The organism is Streptomyces johnsoniae (assembly GCF_031845565.1).
GTDB lineage: Bacteria > Actinomycetota > Actinomycetes > Streptomycetales > Streptomycetaceae > Streptomyces > Streptomyces johnsoniae.
In genome coordinates this window covers 130,648-144,850 of record NZ_JAVREV010000003.1, presented here as the reverse complement: position 1 = coordinate 144,850, position 14,203 = coordinate 130,648, and the positions used below count along the sequence as shown (strand labels likewise).

Genomic DNA, 14,203 nt, shown 5'->3' with positions numbered 1-14,203 from the left:
CCGGCGGAACCGCGCCGAACAAGCAGCCGGGCCCCGGACGCCGCCGGACCGCGCGGTCCGGCGGCGCGGTACGCGAGCGGCACGACCAAAGTCTTCCGCGGGCGGACGGGTGTCGTCCGATGGTCTCGGATGCGCGCCGGGCGGCTCCGCGCGGCCCCGGTCGGCCGTAGATTCGGGAGTCATGCGCCGCAAGCTGACAAACTGGCTGGTCGACGCCGCGTTCTGTCTGTTCGCGGTCGTCTTCTCGATGCTCATCGCCGACTCGGTGCTGCCCGCCGACCTGTCCGCTACGGCACGCGCGGTCGAGGACACGCTGTGGGCGCTGGCCTGTGCCGCGGTGTTCGTGCGGCGCAGGTGGCCGGTCGCCCTCGCGGTGGTGCTCGTGCTCGCCGGCATCTGGGCGCACCTGCTGACGGGGCCGACGCTGGTCGCGCTGTTCACGGTGGCCGCACACCGCCCGCCCCGGGTCACGGCGTGGGTGGCCGCCGTCGCGCTGGCACCGGCCCCGCTGGTCGTGGTGCGCCAGGTGCTGGAGCCGGAGCCGGACCGCTTCGCCCGGGGCGTCGTCTTCTTCTTCCTGATCCTGGGGTCGATCGGCTGGGGTCTGTACATCCGCTCACGCCGTCAGCTCATCGCCTCGCTGCGGGAGCGGGCGGAGCGGGCCGCGGTCGACGCGCGGCGGCAGGCCAGGGAGGACATGGCCAGGGAGATGCACGACGTGCTGGCACACCGCCTGTCGCTGCTGAGCGTGCACGCGGGGGCGCTGGAGTTCCATCCGGGGGCGCCGCCCGCCGAGGTGCAGCGGGCCGCCGGGGTAATCCGGGAGAGCGCCCATCAGGCGCTCCAGGATCTGCGGGAGGTCATCGGGGTGCTGCGCCGGCCGGAGAACGGGGAACGCCCGCAGCCGGTCCTCACGGATCTGGAGCGGCTGGCGGCGGAGTCGCGCGCGGCGGGCATGAACGTCGCCCTCGACCAGCGGGTCGGTGCGCCGGAGGAGGCGCCGCCCGTGGCCGGGCGGACCGCGTACCGCATCGTGCAGGAGGGGCTGACGAACGCCCGCAAGCACGCCGCGGACGCCCCGGTGACGGTGACGGTGAGCGGCGGCCCCGGCGCGGGACTGACCGTGGAGGTGTGCAATCCGGCCCCGGGCGGCAGCCAGCGGGGGCCGATCCCGGGCGCGGGCCAGGGGCTGATCGGGCTCGCGGAACGGGCATCGCTCGCGGGCGGGCGCCTGGAACACCGGCAGGCGGGCGACCGTTTCCTGCTGACCGCCTGGCTGCCCTGGCCCGGCTGATCCGGGCTCGGCTGATCCGGGCTCGGGCGGCGCGGCCCCGGTCAGGTCAGGTCAGATTCAGGTCAGGTCAGGTCACCGGCCGACTCCAGTGGGGGGGCGATCTCGGCCCACTCCCGGTCCCAGCGCGCGTACCGGCGCGCGTCGAGGTGGGCGCGCACCGCGATACGGGCACCGGCCGCGGCGAGACCCACACAGACCGCCGCGGCCGAGCCCGCCGTCGTCGCGCCGAACCACGCCTCGGCCGGCGCGGCCGGTGAACCGGTCGGCCTGCCGCGGCCGTCCACCCACACCGTCACCCACGTGCCCTTCTCCGTGCCGTCGGCCACCCGCGCCTGGTCCACGCGCACGGTGCCGTCGGGTTCGGTCCAGCGGACCACGGCGCGCATCCGGCCCGCCGCGACCGCCGCACCCGTCACGGCCGCCCCGGGGGCGCGTTCGAGTACGACCGCACGCTGCTGGCGCGCCTCGCGCCCCTGTTCCAGCAGCGCGTCGCCCACCGCGACCGCCGTGGCGACGCCCGCCGCGGGCGCGCCCACGGCCATCACCGCCACCGCCGCGAACCCGACCCACGCCTCCGCCACGTCCGTTGTGCGCCGCAGCGGGTTGCGCCGCCGGCGCCACCGCCTCACCGTTCCTGCCATCGCCTCGTCCCTTCAGCGCGCCCGGGGGGAAGGTGCCACGACCCGGGTACCCAGGCGGGGACGGCATGGTCGGCCGGCCCACGGGTGTTTCCGGCCGAACCGGCGCCGACGGCCTCGGCGAGCAGGGGCAGGGAACGGGCGAACTCGCGTTCCCAGTAGCCGTAGTGGTGGCGGCCCGGGCCGTACAGGGAGGCGGTCACCGCGAGACCGTGCCCGCGCGCCCGCGCCACGTACTCCCGCGCCATGTCGCCGAACTGCCGCTCCAGCCCGTCGTCCCCCGCGTCCGGCGGGTCGAGCGGGCCGGGGCTGCCGTCCCCGCTGGAGACGTACACGGGAAAGCCGCGCGGCAGGCGGTCCAGCACCTCGACGGGGTTGTGGGCCGACCAGATCCGGGCCTGCGCCTCGGGGTCGCCCCACATGGCCCGCGGGTCGTGGCCGAAATCCTCCAGGCGGCGCATCACCGCGGCCGCGTCGGCCCTGGTGTTCAGCCGCCCGCTGTAGGAGGCCGCGGCGCGGAAGAACCCTGGGTGCCGCCCGGCGTACTCCAGCGCGCCCGTCCCGCCCATCGAGGCGCCCGCCACGGCCCGCGCGCTCCCCGCGCGCACCTCCCCGGCCAGCAGGCGCGGCAACTCGACCAGGTGGAACGTCTCCCAGGCCGGCGGCCCGCCCCGCCCGGCGTTCCACCAGTTCGTGTAGTAGCCCACGGAGCCGCCCTCCGGCATCACCACGAGCGCCTCGGTGCCCGCGGTGAGGCCGGCCACGTCGGCGGAGGACGTCCAGTCGTCGAAGCCCGGCCGGCTGCAGCAGCCGTGCAGCAGATAGATCACCGGCCACACCCGGTCCGGCTGATCCGCGTATCCCGGCGGCAGCAGGACCCGGGTCTTCACCTCGTCGGCCAGCGCCGGCGAGTCGATGGTCAGGTCCAGCGTCCGCTGGCCACTGCGTTCGCGCGCCACGACGGTCGCGCCGTCGGGGCGGGCCGCGGCGGCGGAGCTGCCGCCGACCGCGGGCAGGGCCAGCAACACGGCGCAGAGCAGCGCCCACCACGGGCGGCTGAAGCGTGCATGCCTCGGATTCATTCGTCCCTCGCGGTCGCATGGCATTCCCCGGAAGGGAACGCCGATGCCTTACGGGTTCCGCATTTTGTGCCCCGCACTCCCGGCCATCAAGATGGTCTTCGCGGAAATCCCCCGCACAGGGGAACGCCCGGGCTCCGCCCGGCACATCCGATACCGCGCGGGGGCGCGCGGAGCCGGGGGGACGACGTTCCGCATCCCCCGTGCACGCGTAGGTTTTCCGCCGTGCTCCACAGGCGCTGTGCCATCGTTTCCGAGGCGACGTTAATCTGAAGTTCCACCTCGGACGCAGGAATCGGAGCGGGTCATCATGTCTTCAACGGAGCCGAATGCGCTCACGCTCGCGGATTTGTACGACGGAGTCGCAGAATTGTACGACGAGTGCAGCGCCGCGCTGGAGGCGTCCCGGGCCCCGTTCAGTACCTGGATGTCCGCCCATCTGCCGCGCGGCAAGCGGGCGCTCGACATCGGCTGCGGTGCGGGGCGCCACACCACCACGCTGGCCGAGCTGTTCGACGAGGTGCTCGGCACCGATCCGGCCCCGACGATGATCGATATCGCGCAGCGCGACCGGGCCCGGCCGAATGTGACCTACCAGGTGCGCGACGCCCTCGATATGACGCCGGAAAAGGACGGCACCTTCGACTTGGTGTTCGCATTCAGTTGCGTGTTCCTGATGGGCGAGCCGCGGCAGATCCTTCCCCATCTCGCCGCGCTCGTCGCCCCGGGCGGCACGCTGGTCATCTCCGACCCGGAGAACATGATCGAGCCCGACCGTCCGGACATGCAGGCGGACCTCGCGTTCAAGTTCGCGCGCGTGGCCTACGACGTGACCGGGCGCGTGGAGAACTCGGTGAAGGCACTGAAACTGTTCATGCACGAGAACTGGGGCCGGATCAGCGAGCAGAGCACCAAGCTGAGCCATACGGAGTTCGTGCGGGAATACTCCGCGGCGCTGCCCGGCGTGGAGATCCTCGACGATGTGTGGCCCGGTATGCAGACGGCTCGCTGGCACAAGCCCGCCGTCTGAGTACCCGACCGGCAGGGGCCGGGTCCGTCGGACAGTCGGCCTTGGTGGATAATTCCTGGCCCTCCCGGCGTTCTCCCTGAAGGCTGTTGCGACCTGCGCGCAGGGCCGGGGAGCGGCACGCGGGGACGACCGGGAGGAAGGCGCCATGAGTACGACACATACGGTGATCGATTCGCCGCTCGGCGAGCTGACGGCGGTCGCCGTGGACGGCGCGCTGACCGGGCTGTACTTCGAGGGGCACCTGCGCATGCCCGAGGTGTCCGCGTTCGGGGAACGGACCGACGCGGGTTTCGAGGAGGTGCGGCGGCAGCTCGCCGAGTACTTCGCGGGCGGGCGGACCCGCTTCGACCTCTCCCTCGCCCCGCGGGGCAACGCCTTCCAGCAGCGGGTGTGGCGGCTGCTGGTGGACATCCCGTTCGGGGAGACGCGCACCTACGGCGCGCTGGCCGGGGAGTTGGGCGATCCGGGGCTCGCGCAGGCGGTCGGCGCGGCCAACGGGCGCAACCCGGTGTCGATCGTCGTGCCCTGCCACCGGGTGGTGGGCGCCGGCGGGGCGCTGACCGGGTACGCGGGCGGCCTGGAGCGCAAGCGTTTCCTGCTGGACCTGGAGGAGCCGGCCCTGGTGCGGGAGGAGCGGCTGTTCTGACCCGGCCCGCGGCGCCGCACGCGCACGGGGACCGGCGCGTGCGCGTGCGGCGGGGCGTGCCGTTCAGCCGACGAGGCCGGGAACGAGGTCGGGAACGGCGCACTCCGTGCGGATCTCCACCCGCCGCCCCGTCGCGGCGGATTCGAGCAGCGCCTGCATGGTGTCCAGCACATGGAGCGCCAGGTCGCCCGAGGCCCGGTGCGCGGTGCCCGCGGCCAGGGCCGCGGCCAGGTCGGCGAGGCCGGTCCCGCGGCCGGCGACGCGGTAGCCGTGGGTCGGCGGCAGTTGGCGCCACTCCCCCGTGCCGGCGGCGTGCAGCGCGACCGGTCCGTCGAAGCCGTTCGGGTCGGGTACCGACAGGCTGCCGCCGGTGCCGTGCACCTCGATCCTCGGCAGGTGGGCGGCGTGCGTGTCGAAGCTCATCAGCAGCGTCGTCAGCGCCCCCGAGGCGTGCGTGAGCACGCCGGTGACGTGCGTGTCGACCTCGACGGAGAAGGTGTGGCCCGCCCGCGGCCCCGAGCCGATGGTCCGCCGGTCGGTGGGCCGCGACGCCGCCCCGGTCACGGCGGTGACCGGACCGAGCAGGTGCACCAGGGCGGTGAGGTAGTAAGGACCCATGTCGAACAGCGGCCCGCCGCCCGGCCGGTAGTAGAACTCGGGGTCGGAGTGCCAGACCTCGTGTCCTGGCGTGGTGAAGAACGCGGTGGCGGCCACGGGCCGCCCGATGTGGCCGGCGGCCACGGCCGCGCGGGCGGTCTGCACGCCGCTCCCCAGCACCGTGTCGGGGGCGCAGCCGACGCGCACGCCCGCGGTGCGGGCGGCCGCGAGCACCTCGGCGCCCGCGGCGCGGTCGAGTGCGAGCGGCTTCTCGTTGTAGACGTGCTTGCCCGCGGCGATCGCGGCGTGCGCGACCTCGGTGTGCGCGGCGGGGATGGTGAGGTTGAGCACGACGTCGACGTCGTCCGCCGCGTACAGCTCCTCCGGGGTGCGGACGTGGACTCCGGGGCGGCCGGCCGCGGCCTTGGCGGCGCGTTCCGGGTCGAGGTCGGCGACGGCGGTCAGCGCGAGGCCGCCGTCGCGGCCGTGGTTGTCGAGGTGGCCGAGGTACGCGCGGCTGATGACGCCGGTGCCGACGATCCCGACCCGCAGGGGGCTCACCGGGCCGCCCACAGCAGACCGCGTTCGGTGAGTTCGCGCACGGTGGGGTCCTCCAGGTCGTCGGGTTTGTGGCCGATGGTGCTGACGAAGACCCGCCCGAGCCCCCAGGTGCGGGTCCAGACGGCGGCCGAGGTGGCGCCGCGGGCCGGGGCGGGGATGCCGTCGGCGTCGGCGAAGGTGGTGGTGGCCAGCACGTCGACGGCGGGATCGGTGTGGACGAGGTACTGCTCGGTGTGCACGGGGATGGCGTCCGGCAGGCCCTTGACGATCGCGTGGCCGGCCCGTTCGGGCACGATGTCCACGGTGTGGTCGACGAACTCCGGCGGGTGCATGACGAACTGCCCGCCGGTCAGCCACTGGTAGCCGGTGTCGGAGCGGAACGCGTCGCATATGCCGCCGTGCCAGCCCGCGAGGCCGGTCCCCGCCGCGACGGCCGCGGCCAGCCCTGCCGACTGCTCGCGGGTGATCTCGCCCATGGTCCAGCACTGGACGACGAGGTCGGTGGCGGCGAGGGCTTCGGGGTCGAGGTAGGCGTCGAGGGTGTCGGAAACGGTCAGGTCGAAGCCCTGCTCGCGCAGGAACGGCAGGAAGAGGTCGGTGGCTTGAACGGGGGCGTGGCCTTCCCATCCGCCACGGACGATCAGGGCGTGACGGACCGGTGGGGAGTTCAAGATGCGGCGCCTTTCGGCTAGCGGCGTGAATACCCATGCAAAGCCGGGCATTTGTTCGGGCGGCATGCTAGGCAGACCGGGAGAAGCAGGTCAATGGTGCGAAGCCCCTCCGGTCCGCCACGCCCGCCACACCCACCACGCCCGCCACGCGCCGCCGCCCCAGCCGACCGGTCGGCTGGGGCGGCGGGATCGGCGCCGGGGCCAGTCGGTTCCGGGGTCAGTTCCGGTGGAAGCGCGGCCCGTGGGCCGCGGCGCCCGCGAGGGCGGCGGCGAAGTTGTCCTCGACCTCCGCGCGCTCGGCGGCGTCGGGGTAGGGGTTGGTGCACGAGACGCCGCCGGTGGAGCCGGACATCAGGCTGCTGCACGGGCCCGGCTTCATGTCGGGCAGGCCCAGGATGTGGCCCAGCTCGTGGGCGGCGATGCGCGTGGTGTCGTAGCCTTGGTCGACCGCCTGCCGCCCCATCCACACGGTGCCGTTGCCCAGGCTCGTGGTCAGGGCGCGCGGCCAGCCGTCATCGGCGATGATCTCGACGTTGGCGTCCTCGCCCGGGGCCGCCGGTTCGAGCCGGACGTTCGCCACGCTCTCGTTCCACACCGCGGCGCCGCTGTGGACGGCGTCGACGAACTCGGCGGCGCGCGAGGTGTCGTACGTCACGACCACCGCGGCGGCGGACGGCGCGGCCGATGCCTGGCCGGCCGTCCAGGTCAGGGCCAGGGCGGTCACCAGCGCGGCGACCAGGGCGCGGGCGGCGGTTCTGAGTGTCACGGTCAACCTCCTGTGGGGGGACGGTAGATCATGTCCATGACAGATACGGGGAAGGGAGCCGAACGGAAACGAACGGGAACAGCTGTCATCTGCCCATCCGCCGCCCCCGCCAATCGGCCCGCCCGGCGGCCCCGGAACGCGCCCTCACAGGAACGCGAAACCCTCGCCGCGGTAGGTGGGCATCTCCCCCACCAGGCGGTCGCCCGCCACCAGGTGGAACACGTTCACGTGCTCGGCCAGCTCCCCGGCCTTCGCGTGACGGAACCACACCCGGTCCCCGATGCCGAGCCCGTCCGCGGCCCGGCCCGTGAGCGGCGTCTGCACCTCGCCCGCGCCCTCCAGCCTGCGGTACGAGAGACCGGCGGGGAAGGCGGGCCGCGGCAGCCGGTCCCAGCCGGGCACGCCGGAGGCCACCCACCCGCCGCCGAGCACGGTCGCCACCGCGCGCCCCGGGCGCCGCACCACGGGCAGCACGAAGTACGCCGCGGGCCGCGGCCGGAAGCCGCGGTAGGCGTCGAACAGCACGGGCCCGTACAGGCCAGAGCCCGCCGCGATCTCGGTGACGGCGGGCTCGGCGGCCGTTCGCTCGACGCTGCCGGTGCCGCCGCCGTTGACGAACTCCAGGTCCGCGACGGACCGCACGGCCGCCACCGCCGCGGCGCGGCGCCCGGCCAGCTCGGCCGCGGACCCGCGCTGCATCGCCCGGACCGCGAGGCCGCGCAGCGGCGCGCCGGGCGGGGCGTCGCCGATGCCCGCGATCTGCGATTCGTACGCCATCATCCCGACCAGCCGGAACCCCGGCCGCCCGGCGACGGCCCGGGCCAGCGCGAGCGCGTCGGCCGGGCCGCGCACCGGGGAACGGCGGGCGCCGATGTGCACCCGGCCGCCGAACAGTCGCAGCGAGACGTCGAGTTCCAGGCACAGCCGCAGCGGGCGCTCAGGAACGGGCGCGGCGGCCGACCGCAGGAACTCCAGGTGCTCCTCGGAGTCGACCATGAGCGTCACGCGCCGCGCGAGGTGCTCCTCGTCCGCCAGGCGCCGCAGCGCGCTCCTGTCCGCCGTCGGGTAGGCCACCACGATGTCGCCGCCACCCGCCTCGTCCTTCTCCGCCAGCCACAGGGCCTCGGCCAGCGTGTAGGCGAGCACGCCGCGGAAGCCTGGCTGCCGCCCCGCCTCGTTCAACAGGCCCGCGCAGCGCAGTGACTTGCTCGCCACCCGGACCGGCTTGCCCAGCGCCCGCCGGGTCAGTGCGTCGGCGTTCGCCCGGAAGGCGGCGAGGTCGACCACCGCGAACGGCGGCTCGAGCGCGGCCGTCGCCCGCGCGAGCCCGGGCAGGGCCGTGAGGCCGGACGCGGTCGGCGCGTTCATACGACAGCACGGTAATTGACGAGTGCCCGTGGCGGTAAGACACTTGCGCACCATGACGGCAACCGGGTGGCGCAACTGGTCGGGAACGCGTACCGCCCATCCGGTGCGCACCGAACGGCCGGGCAGCACCGAGGAGGTGGCGGACGCCGTCGCACGCGCCGTGCGGGACGGGCTGCGGGTCAAGGCGGTCGGCAGCGGCCATTCGTTCACCGGCGCCGCCGTGACCGACGGCGTGCACCTGCGGATGGACGCGCTGGACCGCCCCGTCCGCGTCGACGCCCGCTCAGGACTGGTGACGGTCGAGGCGGGCATGCCGCTGCACCGGCTGAACCGGGTGCTGGCCGCGCACGGGCTGGCCATGACCAATCTCGGCGACATCGACCGGCAGACCGTCTCGGGCGCGATCTCCACCGGCACCCACGGCACCGGCGCCCGCTCCGGCAGCCTGGCCGCGCAGGTCGTGGATCTTGAGCTGGTCCTGGCGGACGGCTCGGCCGTGCGCTGTTCCGCGCGGGAGCGGCCCGAACTGTTCCGGGCCGCCCGCATCGGTCTTGGCGCGCTCGGGGTCCTCACCCGCGTCACCCTGGCCTGCGAGCCCGCCTTCGCGCTGCGCGCCGTCGAGGTGCCGATGCGGCTCGGCCGCGTCCTCGGCGACCTGGCCGAACTGACCGCGGCGAACGAGCACTTCGAGTTCTACTGGTTCCCCCACACGGACCGGACGCTGACCAAGCGCAACAACCGGCTGCCGCGCGGGGCGCCGGTGCGGCCCCTGGGGCGGGGGCGTGCCTGGCTCGATGACGCGTTCCTCTCCAACACCCTCTTCGAGGGCGTCAACCGCCTCGGGACGGCCGTGCCGCGCGCGATACCCCGCCTGAACGCCGTCGCCGCCCGGGCCCTCGCGCCCCGGGTCTACAGCGACGCCTCGTACCGCGTCTTCACCTCCCCGCGCCGCGTCGTCTTCCGCGAGCTGGAGTATGCCGTGCCCCGGGAGTCCCTGGCCGGGGTCCTGACGGCCGTGCGTCGCTGGGTCGACCGTTCCGGCGAGCACATCGCCTTCCCCGCCGAGGTGCGCTTCGCCCCCGCGGACGACCTCTGGCTGTCCACGGCGCACGGCCGGGACACCGCCTACCTCGCGGTCCACCAGTACCACCGGCGGCCCCACGAACGGTACTTCCGCGCGGTCGCGGCCATCGCCGACGCCGTCGGCGGGCGACCGCACTGGGGCAAGCTGCACTGGCTGACGGCCGCGGAACTGGCCGGCAGGTACCCGCACTTCGAGGACTTCCGCCGGGTGCGCGCCGCCTCGGACCCGGACGGCACCTTCGCCAACTCCTACCTCGACCGGGTGCTCGGCGCCCCCTGAGTCCGAGGCGGCGCGCCGGCTGCCCCGGGCGCGGTGAAAAGCTGGCCCCGGAAGCCCGCCGCGCGCGGCAGCACGGCGCGCGGCAGCACGGCGCACACCAACCACACCGCACTCCCGATACTTCAGACGCTTCAGACGCTTCAGACGAGAGGAAGCCGTGACCCAGAGCACGACCGCAGACTGGTGGCGCGAATCGGTCGTCTACCAGATCTACGTCCCCAGCTTCGCCGACTCCGACGGCGACGGCATCGGCGATCTGCGGGGCATCGCCGACCGCCTCGACCACCTGGCGGACCTGGGGGTGGACGCCGTGTGGCTCACTCCGTTCTACCCCTCGCCGTGGGCCGACGCAGGATACGACGTCGCCGACCCCCGGGACGTCGACCCGCGGCACGGAACGCTCCGCGACTTCGAGGACCTGCTCGCACGGGCCCACGGCCTCGGGCTGAAGGTCATCATCGACATCGTCCCCAACCACTTCTCCGACCGGCACCCCTGGTTCGCCGAGGCACTGGCCGCGGGGCCGGGCTCCGACGCCCGCGCCCGGTTCGTCTTCCGCGACGGGCGCGGCCCCGACGGCAGCCTGCCGCCCGCGGACTGGCAGTCGAAGTTCGGCGGCAGCGCGTGGACCCGCGTGCCCGACGGGCAGTGGTACATGCACATCTTCGCCGCCGAACAGCCCGATCTGAACTGGGACCACCCGGAGGTCGCCGCGGACTTCGAGAAGACCCTGCGGTTCTGGCTCGACCTGGGCGTGGACGGCTTCCGTGTCGATGTCGCGCACGGGCTCTGCAAAGACCTGACGCCGCCGCTGCGCGACACCTCAGGCCGCGACACCGCCCCGCTGAACGCGCCGCCGGAGGGCGAGGACCACCCGTTCTGGGACCGTAACGAGGTGCACGAGATCTACCGCGCCTGGCGGAAGGTCATCGACGGGTACGAACCGCAGCGGATCGCCGTGGCGGAGGCCGGGGTGAGCGCCCACCGGCTGCCGCTGTACACGCGGCCCGACGAGCTGCACCAGGCGTTCAACTTCTTCTACCTGCGCTGCCCCTGGGACGGCCCCGCCTTCCGCGAGGTCATCGACACCTCGCTGGCCGCCGCGCGTTCGGTCGGGGCCCTGCCGACGTGGGTGCTGTCCAACCACGACGTGGTCCGGCACGTCAGCCGCTACGCGCTGCCGCTCGGCACGGACTACGCCGCCTGGCTCGCCACCGGCGGGCGCTCCCCGGCCCCGGAGCCGGCCACCGGGGAGCGCCGGGCGCGGGCCGCGGCGCTGCTGACGCTGGCGCTGCCCGGCACCAGCTACCTGTACCAGGGCGAGGAGCTGGGCCTGCCCGAGGTCGCCGACCTGCCCCCCGGCGCACTGCGCGACCCCATGTGGGAAAGGACCGGGCACGCGGTCAAGGGCCGGGACGGGAGCCGCGTCCCCCTGCCGTGGACGCGGTCGGGGCCGACGTTCGGCTTCGGTGCGGGCGGGACCGGCTGGCTGCCGCAGCCCGCGGGCTGGGGCGAGCGGTCGGTGGAGGCGCAGCGGGGGCGGCCCGGCTCCTTCCTGGAGCTGTACCGCACGGCGCTGCGGCTGCGCCGCACGCGGCGCGGCGCGGCCTCGTTCGACTGGCTGCCGGCGCGGGAGGGGGAGCTGGCGTTCCGCCGCGACGGCCTGGTGTGCCGGGTGAACTTCTCGCCCGCGCCGCTGCCCCTGCCGGCCGGCGAACGGCTCCTGCTCGCCAGCGGGCCGCTCGATGGCGGCGGCCTGCCCGAGGACACCGCCGTCTGGCTGGCTCCCGAGGCGGCCGGGTAGCCGCGCCGCGGGGCGGGCGGGCACCGGGCGGGCAGCGGGCGCCCGCCCCGCGGCTGCCGCCCGTCCGGATGCGATCAGCGGGCGGCGGCCCGACCATGGGAGGCGCAGGACGAGCCACCCGCACGGACAGGTCGATGCCATGAGTGACGTGATCGAGGACGCCGGCAGCGGCACCGGGGCCGTCCGGCGGGCACTCGCCACCACCGGCGCCCACCTGATGCCGCCCGCGGCGGTGTCCGCGGCCCTCGGCGCGGGGCCCGCGGACTGGGACCGTTTCGCCGCCCACTGGGAGGAGCTGGGGCGGGACCGGTACGCCGCCGAGGGCGGCACCTGCCGGCTGCGCCGCTACGGCGACTTCACCCTGACCGGCGAAGGCGAGCTGTCGGCGGAGCCGCATGTGGCGTTCGTGCAGCCGAAGGACACCAACCCCCTGTTCGTCGACCGGGACCGGCACTTCGAGCCGCTGACCGACGCCTTCGTGGCCGACCCGCTGCTGCGTTCCCTGCTGGCGCTGCTGTCCGACGTGGCGGCCGGACTCACCGACACGTCGGAGTGGCGGGTGAAGGTCCACCCGTTCCGCGTCGTCGCCGCGGCCGGCAGCGAGGGGCGGCCGACGCCGGAGGGCCGGCACCAGGACGGGGTCACGCTGGTGTCCTCGCTGCTCATCGGCCGGGACAACGCGACCGGCGGCCGGAGCGCGGTGTTCGACGAGGACGGCGGGGAGCTGCTGACCACGACGCTCGCGGAACGGGGGACCCTGCTGCTCGGGGACGACCGGCGCACCTGGCACGCCGTGTCCCCGATCCGCCCGGCCGATGCCACGGCGTCCGCGCGGCGCGACGTCCTGGTGGTGACCCTCACGGCGACCGGGCAGGCCCCGCCGGCCGGCTGAGCGCGCCGCCGCGCGCGGTCAGCGGCGCGAGCGCAGCCGCAGGCGCAGGTCCTGCGGGCTCAGCACGCCTCTGATCACCGGCTGGACCTCGGCGCCCGACAGCGGCTGAGTCGTCCAGCGGGAGGTGATGGCCGCCAGGGCCAGGACGACGTGGGTGAACGCGAACCGCTCGGCGATGCACTTGCGGGCGCCGCCGCCGAAGGGGATGTAGGCGGACCGCCCGGGGGGCGAGTCCTGCCACCGATCGGGGTCGAAGCGTTCGGGGTCCGCGTACAGTTCGGGCCTGCGGTGGATGACGTAGGGGCTCCAGGCCACGGTCGTGCCCTCGGGCAGCCCGACGCCGCCGAGGACGGTGTCCGCGGTCACGCGGCGGGTGGTCAGCCAGCCGGGGGGATACAGGCGCAGCGTTTCGTTGACCACGCGGCTGGTCAGCTCCAGGCGCGGCACGTGCGCCGCGGAGACCGGCCCGCCCGCGAGCACGGCGTCGGCCTCGGCCCGCAGGCGCTCGGCGATCCCGGGGTGGCGCGTGAGCAGGTGCAGGGCCCACGCGAGGGTGCTGGCGGTGGTGTCGGTGCCGGCCGAGAGGAACGTCACGACCTGCTCGGCCAGTTCCGCGTCGGACAGGGCGTGGCCCTCCGCCGCGCTGTCCGGGTCCTGCGCGCCCAGCAGGGAGGCCAGCAGGTCGCCGTGGTCGGCGTCCTCGGCGCGGCGGTCGGCGACGATGCCGCGGACGGTGCTCCGCAGGTGGCGGCGCGCCCGCGCGTAGCGCCGGTTGCCCGGGGTCGGCAGCCGGGTCAGGGCGGCCGGGGTCAGCATGCGCCGGAAGACCGCGGCGGTGAGGAGGCGGAAGTCGTCCGCGATGGACGCGGCGGTCGGCGGCTTGAGCCGCGTGGAGAACATCGTCTCGACCGCGATGCGCAGCACCACGGACGTGATCTCGTGCACCACCTCGATCTCCTCGCCGTCCCGCCAGGTCTCGACCTCGGCGTCCCACCGGGCGGCCATGGCCTCCGCGTGGCCGGGAATCCGGTCGCGGTGGAAGGCGGGCTGGCACAGCCGGCGCTGGCGCCGGTGCGCGCTGTGCGGGCAGGTGGCGAGACCGTCGCCCGTCACCTCGCGGGCCCGGTGGATGAACGGCCCGCCCTTGTCGAACGTGCGGTCGTCGACGAGCACCTGGCGGGTCAGCTCGGGGTCGCACACCACCACGACGGCGAGCGGCCCCAGGCGCATCCGCACGAGGTCGCCCAGGGCGGGCAGGGAGGAGACGAAGCCCAGCGGGTCCCTGAACAGCCGCAGGGAATGGCCGAGGAACGGAATCGGCCTGCCCGCCTGCGGAATCGTCACTTCGGCGCTCATGTGCTCAACTTTCTTCTTGCGAATTGCAGTGGCCGTGTGCCGGGGCGAACGAACGGCCCAGGGCCCGGCCCGGGCGTGCCATCACCCGCCCCGGGGGCACCAGGTGCAACCCTGTCCCCCCGCCGCCCCGGCCAATCA

General features: G+C 74.7%; 13 protein-coding genes. 6 read left to right on the top strand and 7 right to left on the bottom strand.

What is annotated here, in order from left to right; all coding sequences use genetic code 11:
• Positions 1 to 181: 181 nt before the first annotated feature.
• Positions 182 to 1,294 (top strand): sensor histidine kinase, encoded by a 1,113-nt coding sequence (locus RM779_RS06575; RefSeq protein WP_311616702.1) that lies wholly within the window; start codon positions 182 to 184, stop codon positions 1,292 to 1,294.
• Positions 1,295 to 1,356: 62 nt separating this feature from the next.
• Here RM779_RS06575 and RM779_RS06570 read toward each other — a convergent pair whose 3' ends face one another.
• Together RM779_RS06570 and RM779_RS06565 are read right to left on the bottom strand one after the other, a co-directional pair.
• Positions 1,357 to 1,935, bottom strand: a complete 579-nt coding sequence (locus RM779_RS06570) for an Rv1733c family protein (protein WP_311616701.1) — start codon at positions 1,933 to 1,935, stop codon at positions 1,357 to 1,359.
• Positions 1,920 to 3,014 (bottom strand): alpha/beta hydrolase, encoded by a 1,095-nt coding sequence (locus RM779_RS06565; RefSeq protein WP_311616700.1) that lies wholly within the window; start codon positions 3,012 to 3,014, stop codon positions 1,920 to 1,922. Before RM779_RS06565 ends, RM779_RS06570 begins: the two co-directional genes overlap by 16 nt.
• Before the next feature lie 307 nt (positions 3,015 to 3,321).
• Between RM779_RS06565 and RM779_RS06560 the strand changes: the two genes are divergently transcribed.
• Positions 3,322 to 4,041, top strand: coding sequence for a class I SAM-dependent methyltransferase (locus RM779_RS06560; RefSeq protein WP_311616699.1), 720 nt, complete (start codon positions 3,322 to 3,324; stop codon positions 4,039 to 4,041).
• Positions 4,042 to 4,186: 145 nt separating this feature from the next.
• On the top strand, positions 4,187 to 4,687 hold the full coding sequence (locus tag RM779_RS06555; protein WP_311616698.1) for a methylated-DNA--[protein]-cysteine S-methyltransferase: 501 nt from the start codon (positions 4,187 to 4,189) through the stop codon (positions 4,685 to 4,687).
• A 63-nt stretch (positions 4,688 to 4,750) separates the two neighbouring features.
• Here RM779_RS06555 and RM779_RS06550 read toward each other — a convergent pair whose 3' ends face one another.
• The 4 genes from RM779_RS06550 to RM779_RS06535 form a co-directional block, all read right to left on the bottom strand.
• Positions 4,751 to 5,845 carry a Gfo/Idh/MocA family protein gene (locus tag RM779_RS06550; protein WP_311616697.1) on the bottom strand — a complete coding sequence of 365 codons (1,095 nt, stop codon included), beginning with the start codon at positions 5,843 to 5,845 and terminating at the stop codon, positions 4,751 to 4,753.
• Complete coding sequence (locus RM779_RS06545) at positions 5,842 to 6,516, bottom strand: ThuA domain-containing protein (protein ID WP_311616696.1); 675 nt, start codon at positions 6,514 to 6,516, stop codon at positions 5,842 to 5,844. The genes RM779_RS06550 and RM779_RS06545 overlap by 4 nt, the downstream gene beginning before the upstream one ends.
• A gap of 217 nt (positions 6,517 to 6,733) precedes the next feature.
• Positions 6,734 to 7,282 (bottom strand): snapalysin family zinc-dependent metalloprotease, encoded by a 549-nt coding sequence (locus tag RM779_RS06540; RefSeq protein WP_311616695.1) that lies wholly within the window; start codon positions 7,280 to 7,282, stop codon positions 6,734 to 6,736.
• Between the two features lie 144 nt (positions 7,283 to 7,426).
• Complete coding sequence (locus RM779_RS06535) at positions 7,427 to 8,650, bottom strand: amino acid deaminase/aldolase (protein ID WP_311616694.1); 1,224 nt, start codon at positions 8,648 to 8,650, stop codon at positions 7,427 to 7,429.
• Positions 8,651 to 8,702: 52 nt separating this feature from the next.
• Between RM779_RS06535 and RM779_RS06530 the strand changes: the two genes are divergently transcribed.
• From RM779_RS06530 to RM779_RS06520, 3 genes are all read left to right on the top strand, one after another.
• Entirely contained in the window at positions 8,703 to 10,013 is a 1,311-nt protein-coding gene (locus RM779_RS06530) for a D-arabinono-1,4-lactone oxidase (RefSeq protein WP_311616693.1), read from the top strand.
• 157 nt (positions 10,014 to 10,170) lie between these two features.
• Positions 10,171 to 11,817, top strand: coding sequence for a glycoside hydrolase family 13 protein (locus tag RM779_RS06525; protein ID WP_311616692.1), 1,647 nt, complete (start codon positions 10,171 to 10,173; stop codon positions 11,815 to 11,817).
• A 139-nt stretch (positions 11,818 to 11,956) separates the two neighbouring features.
• Entirely contained in the window at positions 11,957 to 12,709 is a 753-nt protein-coding gene (locus RM779_RS06520; RefSeq protein ID WP_311616691.1) for a 2OG-Fe dioxygenase family protein, read from the top strand.
• Positions 12,710 to 12,727: 18 nt separating this feature from the next.
• On the opposite strand, the gene RM779_RS06515 is transcribed toward RM779_RS06520, so the two are convergent.
• Positions 12,728 to 14,065 carry a cytochrome P450 gene (locus RM779_RS06515; protein ID WP_311616690.1) on the bottom strand — a complete coding sequence of 446 codons (1,338 nt, stop codon included), beginning with the start codon at positions 14,063 to 14,065 and terminating at the stop codon, positions 12,728 to 12,730.
• Between the last annotated feature and the right edge of the window lie 138 nt (positions 14,066 to 14,203).